This is a genomic window from Streptomyces sp. 2P-4, assembly GCF_030167965.1.
Classification (GTDB): Bacteria; Actinomycetota; Actinomycetes; order Streptomycetales; family Streptomycetaceae; genus Streptomyces; species Streptomyces globosus_A.
This window is the reverse complement of the sequence record NZ_CP095011.1, coordinates 2810391-2826547: the sequence shown is the minus strand read 5'-3', so window position 1 is coordinate 2826547 and position 16157 is coordinate 2810391. Positions and strand designations below refer to the sequence as shown.

The following is a 16157-nucleotide window of genomic DNA, read 5'->3' as shown; positions in this document are numbered from 1 at the left end:
GGGGCAGCAGTCGGGAACGGCTGCGGAGCATCGGAGGGGGACGATGGACACGCAGGGGAACGGCACCGGCGCCCAGGCGCTGCGACCGCACGCCGAGGACGCCTTCGCACACGAACTGAAAGCCCTGGCCGCCGCCGACGACCGGCCCCGCCCGCCCCGCTGGAAGCTCTCCCCGTGGGCCGTCGCCACCTACCTCCTCGGCGGCACGCTCGCCGACGGCACGGCCGTCACCCCGAAGTACGTCGGCCCGCGCCGCATCGTCGAAGTCGCCGTCAGCACCCTCGCCACCGACCGCGCGCTGCTCCTGCTCGGCGTCCCCGGCACCGCCAAGACCTGGGTGTCCGAGCACCTCGCGGCCGCCGTCAGCGGGGACTCCACCCTGCTCGTCCAGGGCACCGCCGGGACGCCCGAGGAGGCCGTCCGCTACGGCTGGGACTACGCCCGACTCCTCGCCCGCGGCCCCGGCCGCGAAGCCCTCGTCCCCAGCCCGGTCATGCGGGCCATGGCCGAGGGGGCGACCGTCCGCGTCGAGGAGCTGACCCGCATCCCGGCCGACGTCCAGGACGCGCTCATCACCATCCTGTCCGAGAAGACCCTGCCCATACCGGAGCTGGGCCAGGAGGTGCAGGCCGTCCGCGGCTTCAACCTCATCGCCACCGCCAACGACCGCGACCGCGGGGTCAACGACCTCTCCAGCGCGCTGCGCCGCCGCTTCAACACCGTCGTGCTGCCGCTGCCCGCCACCGCCGACGCCGAGGTCGACATCGTCGCCCGGCGCGTCGACCAGCTGGGCCGCACCCTCGACCTGCCGCCGGCGCCCGACGCGCTGGCGGAGATACGCCGCGTCGTCACCGTCTTCCGCGAGCTGCGCGAGGGTGTCACCGGCGACGGCCGCACCAGGGTGAAGACCCCGAGCGGCACCCTGTCCACCGCCGAGGCCATCTCCGTCGTCACCCACGGCCTGGCGCTCGCCGCGCACTTCGGCGACGGCGTGCTGCGCCCGTCCGACGTGGCCGCCGGGATTCTCGGCGCGGTCGTCCGGGACCCGGCCGCCGACCGGGTCGTCTGGCAGGAGTACCTGGAGGCCGTGGTCCGCGAGCGGGACGGCTGGCAGGACTTCTACCGGGCCTGCCGGGAGGTGGCGCCATGAGCCCGGCGGCACCGCCCGCCCGCGGCGGGCCGCTGCTGCTGGGCGTCCGCCACCACGGCCCCGGGTCGGCGCGTGCGGTCCGGGCCGCCCTGGAGGCCGCCCGGCCGGCGGCCGTCCTGGTCGAGGGCCCTCCCGAGGGCGACGCGCTGCTGCCGCTCGCCGCCGACCCGGGGATGCGGCCGCCCGTGGCGCTGCTCTCGCACGCCGCGGACGACCCCGGCCGGGCCGTGTTCTGGCCGCTGGCCGCGTTCTCCCCGGAGTGGGCCGCCATCCGCTGGGCGCAGGAGCAGCAGCCGCCCGTCCCCGTACGGTTCATCGACCTGCCCGCCGCCCACACCCTCGCCGCCTCGGAGGCCGGGGAGCCGGCGGGCGGCACCGCGCGGCCCGACCCGCTGGGCGCGCTCGCCGCGGCCGCCGGGTACGAGGACGCCGAGCGCTGGTGGGAGGACACCGTCGAGCACCGGGGAGGGCCGGGCGAGGCCACCGCCGACCCCCTGGCCGTGTTCGAGGCGCTCGGCGACGCCATGGAGGCCGTGCGCGGGGCCGGCCCGGAGGACGCCTCGGGCACGATCGGCGGCCGCCCCCGCGACCTGGTCCGCGAGGCCCACATGCGGCAGCGGATCCGGGCCGCCCGCCGCGAGTTCGGCGACGGCTGCGCGGTCGTGTGCGGCGCCTGGCACGTCCCGGCGCTGCGCGCCGCGACCACGGCCGCCGCCGACCGGCGGCTGCTGGCCGGCCTGCCCAGGACCAGGGTGGAGACGGCCTGGGTGCCCTGGACGCACCGGCGGCTCGCCCGCGCGGGCGGCTACGGCGCCGGAGTCGCCGCGCCCGGCTGGTACGCCCACCTGGCCGCCGCCCCCGACCGGCCGGTCGAGCGGTGGATGGCCCGGGCGGCCGCGCTGCTCCGGCAGGAGGACCTGCCGGTCTCCCCGGCGCACGTGATCGAGGCGGTCCGGCTCGCCGACACCCTCGCCGCGGTGCGAGGCCGGCCCGCGCCCGGCCTCGCCGAGACACTGGAGGCCGTCCGGGCGGTGATGTGCGACGGCTCCGAGGTGCCGCTCGCGCTCGTCGAGGACCGCCTGGTCGTCGGGGACGTCCTCGGCCGGGTCCCCGACGGCGCGCCCGCGGTGCCGCTGCAGCGGGACCTCGTCCGGCAGCAGCGCTCGCTGCGGCTGAAGGCCGAGCCGCAGGAGCGGGAGCTGGAGCTCGACCTGCGGGGCCCGACGGACGCGGCGCGGTCGCTGCTGCTGCACCGGCTGCGGCTGCTCGGCATCGGCTGGGGCCGGCCGGCGGCCTCGCGGCCCGGCACCGGCACGTTCCGCGAGACGTGGCGGCTGCGCTGGGATCCGGAGCTGGCGGTGCGGGTGGCCGAGGCCGGGATCTGGGGCACCACCGTCCTCGCCGCGGCCGGCGCCAAGGCCGCGGCGGACGCGGCCGCCGCCCGGGAACTCGCCGAGGTGACCGCGCTGGCGGAGCGGTGCCTGCTGGCCGGCCTGTCCGAGGCGCTGCCCCGGGTGCTGCGGGCCCTCGCCGACCTGGCGGCCCTCGACACCGACGCGGCCCGGCTGGCGCAGGCCCTGCCCGCGCTGGCCCGGGCCCTGCGGTACGGGGACGTCCGGGGCACCGCCGCCCCGGCCCTCCGCGCGGTGGCGCGCGGACTGGCCGAGCGGATCTGCGTGGCCCTGCCGCCCGCCTGCGCCGCCGGCCTCGACACCGAGGCGGCGGCCGGGATGCGCGGGCACGTGGAGGCCGTCCACCGGGCGGTCGGCCTGCTGGACGACGAGGAGCTCCAGGGGCGCTGGGCGGCGGTCCTCGCCGCGCTCGGCGCCCGGGACGGCGTGCCCGGGGCGATACGGGGGCGGGCGGTGCGGCTGCTGCTCGACGAGGGGCGGCTGCCCGCGCCGGAGGCGGCGCGGCTGATGGGGCTGGCGCTGTCGCCGGCGGCCGCCCCCGCGGACGCGGCCGGCTGGATCGACGGCTTCGCCGGAGCCGGCGCCGGCGGCGGCACGCTGCTCGTCCACGACGACCGGCTGTTCGGCCTCGTCGACTCCTGGCTCGCCGCGGTGCCGGCGGACGCGTTCACCGACGTACTGCCGCTGCTGCGCAGGACGTTCGGCGCGTACGAGCCGGGCGTGCGGCGGACGCTCGGCGAACTGGCCCGGCGCGGCCCCGGCGCCCGGCGCGCGGCGGCCGGCGCCGGAGCCCCCGAGGGCTTCGCCGCGGAGCCGGACGCGGCCCGCGCCGACGCCGCCGCAGACCTGGCCCGGCTGCTGCTGGAGGCCGCCGACCGGAGGACGGCCGGGGGACGGTGCTGATGAAGGGGAGGAGTGGCGCCGCGGGCGGCGGCCGGGGGGACGGTGCGGGTGAGCAGGACGGGACGGCGGTGCGCCGGCCGGGGGACGACGGGGGGACGGTGCGGATGAACCGGACGGACGGCGGTGCGGCGGCGGACGCGGAGCGGGTGCGGCGGTGGCGGCTCGTGCTCGGCGGGACCGGCGCCGACGGCACGGGCTGCGTACTGGCCGGCCGGGACCGGGCCGTGGACGACGCGCTCGGCGCGCTCTACGACAGCCCCGCCGGCAGCGCCGGAAGCGGCGGCTCCCGCCGGGCGGCGGGGGAGCGGTCCGCCGGGCTCGGCGGCTCCGCGCCGGCCGTGGCCCGCTGGCTGGGCGACATCCGCCGGTACTTCCCCGCCCCCGTCGTGCAGGTGATGCAGCGCGACGCCATCGAGCGGCTCGGACTGTCCGCGCTGCTGCTGGAGCCGGAGATGCTGGAGGCCCTCGAACCGGACGTGCACCTGGTCGGCACCCTGCTGTCGCTGGGCGCGGCGATGCCGGAGACGACCCGGGAGACGGCGCGGGCCGTCGTCCGCGGCGTCGTCCGGCAGCTGGAGGAGCGGCTCGCCTCCCGCACCCGGGCCGCCGTCACCGGCGCCCTCGACCGCTCGGCCCGCACCGCCCGCCCGCGCCGCGCCGACATCGACTGGGGCCGGACCGTCCGGGCGAACCTGGGGAACTACCTGCCCGAGCAGCGCACCGTGGTCCCCGAGCGGCTCGTCGGGTACGGCCGGGCGGCGCGCTCCGTCCGGAAGGAGGTCGTCCTCTGCATCGACCAGTCCGGCTCCATGGCCCCCTCGGTCGTCTACGCCTCCGTCTTCGGCGCCGTCCTGGCCTCCATGCGGTCGCTCTCCACCCGCGTCGTCGCCTTCGACACCTCCGTCGCCGACCTGACGGACCTGGTCGACGACCCGGTGGACGTCCTCTTCGCCGCGCAGCTCGGCGGCGGCACCGACATCAACCGGGCCCTGGCCTACTGCCAGTCCCGGATCACCCGGCCCGCCGACACCGTCGTCGTCCTGATCAGCGACCTCCACGAGGGCGGCATCCGGGGCGAGATGGCCAAGCGGGTCGCGGCGATGCGGGCGGCCGGGACCGCGTTCGTCGCGCTGCTCGCCCTGTCCGACGAGGGCGCCCCCGCCCACGACCGGGAGCAGGCGGCGGCCCTCGCCGCGCTCGGCGTGCCCGCGTTCGCCTGCACGCCCGACCTGTTCCCCGAGGTGATGGCCGCGGCGATCGAGGGGAGGCCGCTGCCCGTGCCCTGACCGGGAGCCCGTATCCGCCGTACGGGAAATGGTCAGATCGCACGAATTCGCAGCTCACCGGTCGGCCGATCTGTGAGGGGAATCACCGCGCCGGTGTGATCTGCGATTTAGGGCGGCAGGTGTCCCGGGGATAACCTGCGAGACGGACATGCCGCGTCCACGGTCACCGTGTGCGCCTCCCTTGTGACAGAGCCGTCACGTTGCCCTCCGCGGCACGCCCACGCAGACAACCGCGAATCACTGCGAATCTTTGAAGACAAGGGACGGACGCGCGTGGACCTGTTCGAGTACCAGGCGAGGGACCTCTTCGCCAAGCACGGTGTACCGGTGCTGGCCGGTGAAGTCATCGACACGCCTGAGGCGGCTCGCGAGGCCACCGAGCGGCTGGGCGGCAAGTCGGTCGTCAAGGCGCAGGTGAAGGTCGGCGGCCGCGGCAAGGCCGGCGGCGTCAAGCTCGCCGCCACCCCGGACGAGGCCGTCGCCCGCGCGACGGACATCCTGGGCATGGACATCAAGGGCCACACGGTCCACAAGGTGATGATCGCGGAGACCGCTCCCGAGATCCTCGAGGAGTACTACGTCTCCTACCTGCTCGACCGCACCAACCGCACCTTCCTGGCCATGGCCTCGGTCGCGGGCGGCATGGACATCGAGGAGGTCGCCGCGACGACCCCCGAGAAGCTCGCCAAGGTCCCGGTGAACGCCAACGAGGGCGTCTCCATCGAGAAGGCCCGCGAGATCGTCGCCCTGGCGCAGTTCCCGGCCGAGGTCGCCGAGAAGGTCGCCGAGGTCCTGGTCACCCTGTGGAAGACCTTCGTCGCCGAGGACGCGCTCCTCGTCGAGGTCAACCCGCTCGCCAAGGTCGCGTCCGGCGAGGTCATCGCCCTCGACGGCAAGGTCTCCCTCGACGAGAACGCGGAGTTCCGCCAGCCGTCCCACGAGGAGCTCGTCGACAAGGCCGCCGCCAACCCGCTGGAGGCCGCGGCCAAGGAGAAGGGCCTCAACTACGTCAAGCTCGACGGCGAGGTCGGCATCATCGGCAACGGCGCGGGCCTCGTCATGAGCACCCTCGACGTCGTCGCGTACGCCGGTGAAAACCACGGCGGCGTCAAGCCCGCCAACTTCCTGGACATCGGCGGCGGCGCCTCCGCCGCGGTCATGGCCAACGGTCTCGAGATCATCCTCGGCGACCCGGACGTCAAGTCCGTCTTCGTCAACGTCTTCGGCGGCATCACCGCCTGCGACGAGGTCGCCAACGGCATCGTCCAGGCCCTCCAGCTGCTCAAGGACAAGGGCGAAGAGGTCACCAAGCCGCTCGTCGTCCGCCTCGACGGCAACAACGCCGAGCTCGGTCGCAAGATCCTCTCGGACGCCAACCACCCGCTGGTCCAGCGCGTGGACACCATGGACGGCGCGGCCGACAAGGCCGCCGAGCTCGCTGCGGCTGCGAAGTAAAGGGACGAGGTCACAGACTCACCATGGCTATCTTCCTCAACAAGGACAGCAAGGTCATCGTCCAGGGCATGACCGGTGCCACGGGCATGAAGCACACCAAGCTGATGCTCGCCGACGGCACGAACATCGTCGGCGGTGTGAACCCGCGCAAGGCCGGCACCACCGTCGACTTCGACGGCACCGAGGTCCCGGTCTTCGGCTCGGTCGCCGAGGCGATGGAGAAGACGGGCGCGAACGTCTCCGTCCTCTTCGTCCCGCCGGCCTTCGCCAAGGCCGCCGTCGTCGAGGCGATCGACGCCGAGATCCCGCTGGCCGTCGTCATCACCGAGGGCATCGCGGTGCACGACTCCGCCGCCTTCTGGGCGTACGCGAGCGCCAAGGGCAACAAGACCCGCATCATCGGCCCGAACTGCCCGGGTCTGATCACCCCCGGCCAGTCCAACGCCGGCATCATCCCGGGCGACATCACCAAGCCCGGCAAGATCGGTCTCGTGTCGAAGTCCGGCACGCTGACCTACCAGATGATGTACGAGCTGCGCGACATCGGCTTCACCTCCTGCGTCGGCATCGGCGGCGACCCGGTCATCGGCACCACGCACATCGACGCCCTGGAGGCCTTCGAGGCCGACCCGGAGACCGAGCTGATCGTCATGATCGGCGAGATCGGCGGCGACGCCGAGGAGCGCGCGGCCGACTTCATCAAGGCGAACGTGACCAAGCCGGTCGTCGGCTACGTCGCGGGCTTCACCGCCCCCGAGGGCAAGACCATGGGCCACGCCGGCGCCATCGTCTCCGGCTCCTCCGGCACCGCGCAGGCCAAGAAGGAGGCCCTCGAGGCCGCCGGCGTCAAGGTCGGCAAGACGCCGACCGAGACCGCCAAGCTGGCGCGCGAGATCCTCAGCAAGGCCTAGCAGCCGCCTCGCGGTGCCGCCCGGCGGCGCCGCGGACACCGTACGGGCGCGGCTCCAGGCGGTCGGGCTGGGCGGCCGGGTCGGACCGCAGCTTCTCCCGGAGCTGCCGGCTCTGCTCGGTGAGCCGCTGGGGGCCGCTGAGCGGCGGCACCCCGGAGACGCTGGTGCCGGGGTGGACCGGGGGCTCGTACCGGGTGGGGGCGGTCGCCAGGGTGTAGGCCGTGGCCGCGGTGAGCAGCGCGGTCACCCCGGCGACGGTGCGGGACCAGCGCCGGGCGCGGTACTCGGCGGCCCCGCGGACGACCGCGGCCGGGCGCGGCACGAGCCGTACGGGCGGCCGCAGCGCGCCGAGCCGCTCGTGCAGCAGGGCCGCCCGCTCCTGCGGCGGTGCCGCGGCCACCGCGGGGATGCGGCCCGCGAGGTCGTCGTGGGCGTGCAGCAGGCGGTGGCCGGCGGTCGGCGTGGTGGCCTCCGTCTCGGCGGCGGTGTCGGGGAGGTCGAGGCCGACGGCGTGGTAGAGCAGGACGGTGCGGCGGTGGACCGGCGGCAGCGCCAGCACCGCGTCCATCAGGACCCGGTCGGCCGGGTCGACGGATCCGGCGGGGGGCTCGGGGTGCCGGTGCGCGCGGCGGAAGCGGTGCCAGGGGGAGAGGGCGTACTCGTGCGCGGCGGCGCGCACCCAGCCGACCGGGTCGGGGTCGGTGGCCACCTCGGGCCAGCGCGCCCAGGCCTGCTGGAACGCCCGCTCCACCGCCTCCAGGGCCAGTCCGCGGTTCCCGGTGAGCAGGTAGGCCTGCCGGGCCAGGGCGGTGGCGGAACGCCGGTACAGGGCGTCGAACGCGGCCCGCGGCCCGTCGACCGGCCCCGGGTCCGCCGCCTCGGGCACCTCGTCGGCTGGGTCGGCCGCCCGGGTGTCCTCCCCGCCCGGGGCCGGGCGGGGACCGGCCGGCCCGTCCGCGCCCGAGCGGCTCCCGTCCCCCGCGGCACCCGCCGAGGGGGCGCCGGCCGGGGCGTACGGGTCCGGGCCGGGCGGGGCGGTGTACGGACCGGGCTCCGGGGCGGGGCCGGCCGGGGCGGCGTACGGGCCGGGCTCCGGGGCGGGGCCGGGCGGGGCGGCGTACGGGCTCTGCGCCGGCGCGGCCGGCTCCGCGGCCGCCTCGGAGCCGGGGCGGACGGGCGGGGGACCCGTCCGGCCGGGGCGGTGTGCCGGTGCGGGCCGGGCGGCGGGGCGGCGCGGGGCGCGGGCGGGGGGTCCGACCGCGGAGTCCCCTGGTGCGGCGGGGCCGGCAACCGGCCCGCCGTCGGGCGCCCGTGACGGTCCGTCCGCGGAGGGGCGCCGTACGGGCCCGGCGCCGGATCCGCCGGACCTGCCGGATCCGTGTGCCAACAGGCGCACGTACGCGGCCCGCTTGTGCCCGTGCGGGTGCGCGCGGCCCGCCTCCCAGGAGCGGACGGCGGCCGCGGTGACCCCCAGCCGCTCCGCGACCTGTTCGCACGTCAGGTCCGCCGCCTCGCGGAGCCGGCGGCGGTCCTCGGGCGTGGGAAGCCCGGCGGGCTCCCCGGTGCTCTCCGTCATGCCTCACTCCCCGCGCCCTGCCGACCGCGGCAAACCTGCACGAAAAAGTACATAAACGTATATTGAGCGACACAACGGACATTCGCCTATTAACCACTCATAGCGCGTGTCGAGGGCACCATGGCGGAGTGACGCAATTGACCGACCGCGACGCGCCGTTGCCGACCGCGCCGCGCCACGCCGCCCCCCGGCGCAACCGTTCGCCCGAGGCCGCCGCCTGCGTGTTCGGCGGGGCCGTCGCCGCCGGCCTGGGCCTCGGCTTCCTCGCCGTCCTCGTGATCGTCCTGTGGATCAGCTCCCCCTACCCCGACAGCGGGCCGGGCGGGGCCCTGCACCTCGCCGCCGGCCTGTGGCTGCTCGCCCACGGCACCGAACTCGTCCGCTACGACACCCTCTCCGGCGTGCCCGCACCCGTCGGGGTGACGCCGCTGCTCCTGATCGCCCTGCCCGCCCTCCTCATGCGCCGCGCCGCACGCCTCGGCAGCGCCTCCGGCGACGGCAGCGACGGGGACGAGGTGCTGCCCGCGAGCGTCGTCTTCTCCGCCGTGCTCTGCGGCTACCTGGGCGTGGGCTGCCTCGCCACCGTGTACGCGGCCGGCGGCCCCATGCCCGCCGACCCCCTCAGCGCCGCCTGGCACGTCCCCCTCGTGGCGGTGCTCGCCGCGGCCGCCGGGGTGTGGGCGGCGAAGGGCCGCCCGCTCGGCCCGCTCCCGCGCTGGGTTCCCGAGGCGCTGCGCCGGGCGGTCGTACGGCCCCGGTACGCCGTCGCGGTCCGGGCCGGGACGGCCGGGGCGCTCTCCCTGGCCGGCGGCGGGGCGCTGCTCGTCGGCCTCTCGCTGGCCTGGCACGGCAAGGAGGTGGAAGAAGCCTTCCTCGCGCTGACCGGCGTGTGGTCGGGCCGCTTCGCGGTCCTGCTGCTCGCGCTCGCGCTGCTGCCGAACGCGATGGTGTGGGGCGCGGCGTACGCCCTCGGGCCCGGCTTCGCCCTCGGCGGCGGTGCCTCCGCCACCCCGCTCGGCTTCGAGGGGGCGCCCGCCCTGCCCAGGTTCCCGCTGCTGGCGGCGCTCCCGCCGGAGGGGCCCGGGACGGCGCTGACCTGCGCGACGGCGGTCCTCCCGGTGGTCGCCGGGCTGGTGGTGGGGTGGTTCGCGGTGCGCAGGGCGCGGGAGGTGCGGCGCGCGGAGACCGCGCTGACGGCGGCTCTGGGGGCGCTGGTGTGCGGGCTGTTGATGGCGGGGCTCGCGGCGGTCTCGGGCGGGCCGCTCGGCTCGGGGCGGCTGGCGGAGTTCGGGCCGGTGTGGTGGGCGACCGGCGCGGCGGCCTTCGCGTGGACGCTGGTGCCGGCCGTTCCCCTGGCCGTGGCGGTGCACTCGTGGCGGACGCGGCCGGTGCGGAAGGCCGCCGAGGCGGAGGAGGAGGCCCTCGCCGCCGGAGACGAGTGGCACACCGGCGGGGGGCGGGAGGTCCGCTGGGAGGCGCTGCGCCGCACGGCGGGCACGCTGGTCCCGGACCTCGGCCCGGAACCGACGGCGCCGCCCGCGGAGCCGTCCGCCCCGTCGGCGGACACCCCGTCCGGGGGCCGCTCCCGCCGCCTCACGGTGGTCAGGGGCCTCGGCATCGGCCTGCCCGCCGCCCCGGCCCGCCCGGCCCCGCAGGGCGCAGCCCGGGAAGACCGTGCTCCGACCGCCGCGGCGGCGGCGTCCGCACCGGCCGCAGGCCTCCCGCCCGGGCCTTTCCCGCAGCACCCCGCCGAGGCCCCGGCCCCGGACCCGGACCCGGCGGGCGCCGGGGCCGTATCGGGCCCGGGCGCCGTCCCCGTCCCGGCGGCGCGCCCGCTCGCCCCGCCCGTCGCGGGGGCCCGCGTCCTGGCCAGGCGCCGCCCGGCCGGCTGACGCCGGCTGCGGCCGCTCCCGTACCGCGGGGGCGGCCGCAGCGCCGGCCTGCCGGCTACTGGCGGACCTTCAGGACCTTGCCCAGCGCGTTGTCCGGCAGGAGGTCGTTGCACTTGAGCTCCGCCGCCTTCGTCAGGGCGTCGTCGCGGCAGACGTAGAAGTCCTTGTAGGCGATCTGCACGCCGTACGAGCCCAGGGCCAGGACGATCGCCAGCGCCGCCGTGACGATGCCGCCGACCGCGGCCGCCCGCTGCGGGCCGGCCGCCGGGCCGAGTGCGGCGAGGCCGCCCCCGGTGCTCGCGCCGCCGGCCGGGCGGGCGCCCGCCCCGGAGGCGTCCGCGGCGGCCCCGGGCGCCGCCGCCGGCTTGCCCCGCAGGCCGCTGACGCCCCAGTACACGGCGAGCGCGCCGAGCAGCAGACCCACCGACGGGATCCCGAAGATCCCGAAGAAGAACCCCCACATGCCGGCGAGCAGCGCATAGCGGGCCCGCCGCTGCACGGGGTCGGTCGGGTCCCAGCGCGCCGGCCCGGACGGCCCGCCCGGTCCCGTCGGCCCGCCGGGGGAGGGGTCCTGGCCGGGGCGGCCGCCGCCACCGCCGGGGCGCGGCCGCCACGGCTGGTCGGGCCGGCCCTCCGGGGGAGCCGCGAAGGGGTTGTCGTCGGTGGAGGAGTCGGGCTGGCGGCGGTCCGGCATCGAGTGCGTTACTTCCCCTGTGTCGTGGACGCCGGGCGCGCCCGTGCGGGGCGCCGGCGTCGGAATGCGTCGCGGGCGGCGTGCGTCGAAGTGCTGCGCGGCCCCCTCTCACCACGCCGTTCGCGGCCTGTATGCCAGACGCTACCCGTCGGCCGTCCCCCCGTCCCCCGTGGGCCGTCCGGTGTGCCGGTATCGTTGCAGGCGGTCGGCGGCTTCGTAGGGTCCCCCGTATCCCGGGGTGTCGAAGTTTCGTACGACCGCACAAGACGAACGCCGCGCCCCCGGGTCGCCCCGGGCGGCACCCACGCGAGAAAGGGCCTGTCATGGCCGCCTCCCGCCTGGTCGTCCTGGTCTCCGGATCCGGCACCAACCTCCAGGCCCTGCTCGACGCCATCGATTCCCACCCCGGCGGCGCCGAGGGCTTCGGTGCCGAAGTCGTCGCCGTGGGGGCCGACCGCACCGGCATCGCCGGCCTGGAGCGGGCCGAGAAGGCGGGCATCCCGACCTTCGTCTGCCCGGTCGGGGACTACGCGAGCCGGGAGGAGTGGGATGCCGCCCTCACTGAGGCCACTGCGGCCCACGCTCCCGACCTCGTCGTCTCCGCCGGGTTCATGAAGATCGTGGGCAAGGCGTTCCTCGGCCGTTTCGGCGGCCGCTTCGTCAACACCCACCCCGCCCTGCTGCCCGCGTTCCCCGGCACCCACGGCGTACGGGACGCGCTCGCGTACGGGGCGAAGGTCACCGGCTGCACCGTCCACTTCGTGGACGCCGGCGTGGACACCGGACCGATCATCGCCCAGGGTGTCGTCGAGGTCAGGGACGGGGACGACGAAGCCGCTCTGCACGAGCGCATCAAGGAAGTCGAGCGCCGGCTGCTCGTCGACGTCGTGGGGCGCCTGGCCCGGCACGGCTACCGCATCGAGGGACGAAAGGTAACGATCCAGTGACCGCCGCAGAGAGCACCACGACGTCGCAGCGACCGATCCGGCGCGCGCTCGTCAGCGTCTACGACAAGACGGGACTGGAGGAGCTGGCCCGCGGCCTGCACGAGGCGGGCGTCGCGCTCGTCTCGACCGGCTCGACCGCCTCCCGCATCGCCGCCGCCGGCGTCCCCGTCACCAAGGTGGAGGAGCTGACCGGCTTCCCCGAGTGCCTGGACGGGCGCGTCAAGACCCTGCACCCGCGCGTGCACGCCGGCATCCTCGCCGACCTGCGCCTGGAGGACCACCGCAGCCAGCTCGCCGAGCTGGGCGTCGAGCCGTTCGACCTGGTCGTCGTGAACCTCTACCCGTTCCGGGAGACCGTCGCCTCCGGCGCCACCCCCGACGAGTGCGTCGAGCAGATCGACATCGGCGGCCCGTCCATGGTCCGCGCGGCCGCGAAGAACCACCCCTCGGTCGCCGTCGTCACCAGCCCCGGGCGGTACGGCGACGTCCTCGCCGCGGTCCGCGGCGGCGGCTTCGACCTGGCCGCCCGCAAGCGCCTGGCCGCCGAGGCCTTCCAGCACACGGCCGCCTACGACGTCGCCGTCGCCTCCTGGTTCACGAACGCGTACGCCCCCGAGCCGGAGGCCGTGCTGCCCGAGTTCCTGGCCGGCGCCTGGGACCGCAAGGCCGTCCTGCGCTACGGCGAGAACCCGCACCAGGCCGCCGCCCTGTACACCGACGGGCAGCCGGGCGGGCTCGCCAACGCCGAGCAGCTGCACGGCAAGGAGATGTCCTTCAACAACTACGTGGACACCGAGGCCGCCCGCCGCGCCGCCTACGACCACGAAGAGCCGTGCGTCGCGATCATCAAGCACGCCAACCCGTGCGGCATCGCGATCGGCGCCGACATCGCCGAGGCGCACCGCAAGGCGCACGCCTGCGACCCGCTGTCGGCCTTCGGCGGCGTCATCGCCGTCAACCGCCCGGTGACCGTCGCGCTCGCCGAGCAGATCGCGGAGATCTTCACCGAGGTCGTCGCCGCCCCCGCCTACGAGGACGGAGCGGTCGAGGTCCTGGCGAAGAAGAAGAACATCCGCGTGCTGCGCGTCGAGGGCAGCCCGCACCAGCCGGGCGACCTCAAGCCGATCTCGGGCGGCGCGGTCCTCCAGCAGAGCGACGTCTTCCAGGCCGAGGGCGACGACCCGGCGAACTGGACCCTGGCCACCGGCGAGGCCCTCGCCCCCGCCGAGCTCGCCGAGCTCGCGTTCGCGTGGAAGGCCTGCCGGGCCGTGAAGTCCAACGCGATCCTGCTCGCCAAGGACGGCGCCTCGGTCGGCGTCGGCATGGGCCAGGTCAACCGCGTCGACTCCGCCCGCCTCGCCGTCGAGCGGGCCGGCGCCGAGCGCGCGCAGGGCTCGTACGCCGCGTCCGACGCGTTCTTCCCCTTCCCGGACGGGCTGGAGATCCTGACCGCCGCGGGCGTCAAGGCCGTCGTGCAGCCGGGCGGCTCCGTCCGCGACGAGCAGGTCGTCGAGGCCGCGAAGGCCGCCGGGGTGACCATGTACTTCACCGGCACCCGGCACTTCTTCCACTGAGCAGCTCCGCACACGGCGAAGGCCGCGCCCCGCACCGACGGCGGGACGCGGCCTTCGCCGTCCGCGGGGGCGGCGCCCCCGCCGGGCCTCAGTACTGCGGACGGCCGAAGTAGGCGCTGGCAGCCGCGTTGGCGAGGCCGACGATGATCCAGATCCCCAGCGCCAGCGAGATCACCGAGAGGACCATCGAGAGGGCGATGGCGGGGGCTCCGTCGGAGCTGCCGAGGGCGACCACGTTGCTCAGCACGCTGAACCCGGCGAAGAGCGTCTGCACCGCACCGAAGGCGATGCCGGAGCCGCGGACGCCGCCGCGGCCCTTGGCCATCTTGGCGGCGGTCAGGACCGGCCACAGCGCGAAGGCGATGAAGACGATCCCGACGACGGCGAAGACGCCGCCCGCGACCGCCCCCGCGTCACTCGCCGTGGAGCTGGAGGAATCGGCGAACACCGAGGCGAAGAACGCCCCGCCCAGCAGCATCAGCACGCCCATCAGGGCCTGCAGGATGCCGAGGATGTAGAGGATGACGCGGGCCGCCTTCACCCCGCCCGGCATGGGCACCTGTCCGCCGGGAGCCGGGAAGCCGCCGGCCGGGTACGCGGGGTACGCCTGCTGTCCCTGCTGCGGGTAGCCGTAGCCGCCCTGCTGCCCCTGCTGCGGGTAGCCGTAGCCGGGCTGGCCCTGCGGCTGCTGCCCGTACGGGTTGTTCGGGTCTCCGAAGCTCATCTTGCGGTGTTCCTCCGTGGAAGTGCGGGGACGCACGGCACGCATCGGAGGCCGTTCCGGTCTGCGGTCCGCCCCCCGGCACTGCCCGCGGCAATCTTGTCCCGCCATCGTCGGCGGAGCGGCCCGGACTTGTCCAGCGGTCGGGGCGGCGGCCGCGCCACCTGTCGTGCACGTGCAACGAACGGTGCAGGGCCGTGACATGCGCCCGGCCCGGCCCGGCCCGCGCCCGCCGCCGCGCGGGCCGCGCCGGACGGCACGACTGGAACCCGGGGCCCCGGATCCGGGAGGATGGACGCATGACCGCCCAGATTCTCGACGGCAAGGCCACCGCAGCCGCGATCAAGTCCGAGCTGACCGCCCGTGTGGAGAGGCTCAAGGCCCAAGGCATCACCCCCGGGCTCGGCACCCTGCTGGTCGGGGACGACCCGGGCAGCCGCTGGTACGTCAACGGAAAGCACAAGGACTGCGCCGAGGTCGGCATCGAGTCGATCCGCCGCGAACTGCCCGCCACGGCGACGCAGGAGGAGATCGAGGCGGTCGTCCGGGAGCTGAACGAGGACCCGGCCTGCACCGGCTACATCGTCCAACTGCCGCTGCCCAAGGGCATCGACACCAACCGCGTGCTGACGCTGATGGACCCGGACAAGGACGCCGACGGCCTCCACCCGGCCTCGCTCGGCCGCCTCGTCCTGAACGAGCCCGGCCCGCTGCCCTGCACCCCGAACGGCATCGTGGAGCTGCTGCGCCGCCACGGCGTGGAGATCAACGGCGCGCACGTGGTCGTCGTCGGCCGCGGCATCACCGTCGGCCGCTCCATCGGACTGCTCCTGACCCGCAGGTCGGAGAACGCCACGGTGACGCTCTGCCACACCGGCACCCGCGACCTGGCGTCGCTGCTGCGGCAGGCCGACATCGTCGTGGCCGCCGCGGGCGTCGCGCACCTGGTCAAGCCGGAGGACGTCAAGCCCGGCGCGGCCGTCCTCGACGTCGGCGTCTCCCGCGACGAGGACGGCAGGATCGTCGGCGACGTGCACCCCGGCGTCGCCGAGGTCGCCGGCTGGATCTCCCCGAACCCAGGCGGCGTCGGCCCGATGACCCGCGCGGAGCTCCTCGTCAACGTCGTCGAGGCAGCGGAACGGCAGGCCGCCAGTGCAGGCTGAGCAGGGGGCCGGGCAGGGCGCCGGGCAGGGCGCCGCCGCGGCGGCGGCGAAGTCGCGCCGCTTCCCGTCCCTCACCCGGGACACGGCCCGCCCCGAGGGCGCCGGCCGGGCCGGACCCGGGACCGCGCTCACCTCCCGCCAGTGGCCGATGCTCAGCGTCCTCGCCGCGACCGCGATCGGCCTGCTGAGCACCGCGCTGGGGGCCGTGCGCGCGGGCTGCCTCGTGATGGGGGTGGCCCTGCTCGCGGCCGCCGTGCTGCGGCGCGCCCTGCCCGACGTCGGCATGCTCGCCGTCCGCTCCCGGTTCACCGACATGATCACGTACGGGGTGCTGGGCGCGGCGATCACGCTGCTGGCGCTGGTCGTCGGGCCCGACCCGCTGCTGGAGATCCCGTTCCTGGAGGACGCGGTCCGCTTCACCGTCCGCTGACGGCCGGCTGCCGATCCACCCGTCCGGGCGAGCCCGGCGGGTG

13 protein-coding genes are annotated in these 16157 nt (G+C 76.2%); 10 read left to right on the top strand and 3 right to left on the bottom strand.

Annotation, left to right across the window (positions count from 1 at the left end; all coding sequences use genetic code 11):
* Nucleotides 1–43: 43 nt before the first annotated feature.
* From MUK52_RS12010 to sucD, 5 genes are all read left to right on the top strand, one after another.
* Entirely contained in the window at nucleotides 44–1150 is a 1107-nt protein-coding gene (locus tag MUK52_RS12010) for an ATP-binding protein (RefSeq protein ID WP_284575947.1), read from the top strand.
* Complete coding sequence (locus tag MUK52_RS12005) at nucleotides 1147–3465, top strand: DUF5682 family protein (RefSeq protein WP_284575946.1); 2319 nt, start codon at nucleotides 1147–1149, stop codon at nucleotides 3463–3465. The genes MUK52_RS12010 and MUK52_RS12005 overlap by 4 nt, the downstream gene beginning before the upstream one ends.
* Before the next feature lie 104 nt (nucleotides 3466–3569).
* Nucleotides 3570–4751 carry a VWA domain-containing protein gene (locus tag MUK52_RS12000; protein ID WP_284575945.1) on the top strand — a complete coding sequence of 394 codons (1182 nt, stop codon included), beginning with the start codon at nucleotides 3570–3572 and terminating at the stop codon, nucleotides 4749–4751.
* 273 nt (nucleotides 4752–5024) lie between these two features.
* Nucleotides 5025–6206: an ADP-forming succinate--CoA ligase subunit beta gene (gene sucC, locus MUK52_RS11995; RefSeq protein WP_114053805.1), complete on the top strand. Its 1182-nt coding sequence runs from the start codon at nucleotides 5025–5027 to the stop codon at nucleotides 6204–6206.
* Between the two features lie 23 nt (nucleotides 6207–6229).
* Nucleotides 6230–7117, top strand: coding sequence for a succinate--CoA ligase subunit alpha (gene sucD / locus MUK52_RS11990; protein WP_114053806.1), 888 nt, complete (start codon nucleotides 6230–6232; stop codon nucleotides 7115–7117).
* Here the strand turns inward: sucD and MUK52_RS11985 are convergent.
* Complete coding sequence (locus tag MUK52_RS11985; RefSeq protein WP_284575944.1) at nucleotides 7104–8693, bottom strand: helix-turn-helix domain-containing protein; 1590 nt, start codon at nucleotides 8691–8693, stop codon at nucleotides 7104–7106. The genes sucD and MUK52_RS11985 overlap by 14 nt on opposite strands.
* Nucleotides 8694–8821: 128 nt before the next feature.
* Here MUK52_RS11985 and MUK52_RS11980 point away from each other — a divergent pair, with 128 nt between their 5' ends.
* On the top strand, nucleotides 8822–10585 hold the full coding sequence (locus MUK52_RS11980; protein WP_284575943.1) for a cell division protein PerM: 1764 nt from the start codon (nucleotides 8822–8824) through the stop codon (nucleotides 10583–10585).
* A 55-nt stretch (nucleotides 10586–10640) separates the two neighbouring features.
* Here the strand turns inward: MUK52_RS11980 and MUK52_RS11975 are convergent, their stop codons facing one another.
* Nucleotides 10641–11279 carry a hypothetical protein gene (locus MUK52_RS11975; RefSeq protein ID WP_284575942.1) on the bottom strand — a complete coding sequence of 213 codons (639 nt, stop codon included), beginning with the start codon at nucleotides 11277–11279 and terminating at the stop codon, nucleotides 10641–10643.
* A 323-nt stretch (nucleotides 11280–11602) separates the two neighbouring features.
* Here MUK52_RS11975 and purN point away from each other — a divergent pair, with 323 nt between their 5' ends.
* The gene (gene purN, locus MUK52_RS11970) at nucleotides 11603–12226 is read left to right on the top strand and encodes a phosphoribosylglycinamide formyltransferase (RefSeq protein WP_114053810.1); all 624 of its coding nucleotides are present in this window, start codon (nucleotides 11603–11605) and stop codon (nucleotides 12224–12226) included.
* Nucleotides 12223–13800 carry a bifunctional phosphoribosylaminoimidazolecarboxamide formyltransferase/IMP cyclohydrolase gene (gene purH / locus MUK52_RS11965; RefSeq protein ID WP_114053811.1) on the top strand — a complete coding sequence of 526 codons (1578 nt, stop codon included), beginning with the start codon at nucleotides 12223–12225 and terminating at the stop codon, nucleotides 13798–13800. The genes purN and purH overlap by 4 nt, the downstream gene beginning before the upstream one ends.
* 88 nt (nucleotides 13801–13888) lie before the next feature.
* On the opposite strand, the gene MUK52_RS11960 is transcribed toward purH, so the two are convergent.
* Nucleotides 13889–14524, bottom strand: coding sequence for a hypothetical protein (locus MUK52_RS11960; RefSeq protein WP_284575940.1), 636 nt, complete (start codon nucleotides 14522–14524; stop codon nucleotides 13889–13891).
* A 296-nt stretch (nucleotides 14525–14820) separates the two neighbouring features.
* Between MUK52_RS11960 and MUK52_RS11955 the strand changes: the two genes are divergently transcribed.
* Nucleotides 14821–15684, top strand: coding sequence for a bifunctional methylenetetrahydrofolate dehydrogenase/methenyltetrahydrofolate cyclohydrolase (locus MUK52_RS11955; protein ID WP_114053813.1), 864 nt, complete (start codon nucleotides 14821–14823; stop codon nucleotides 15682–15684).
* Nucleotides 15674–16114, top strand: coding sequence for a DUF3017 domain-containing protein (locus MUK52_RS11950; RefSeq protein WP_284575938.1), 441 nt, complete (start codon nucleotides 15674–15676; stop codon nucleotides 16112–16114). The genes MUK52_RS11955 and MUK52_RS11950 overlap by 11 nt, the downstream gene beginning before the upstream one ends.
* Nucleotides 16115–16157: the final 43 nt, after the last annotated feature.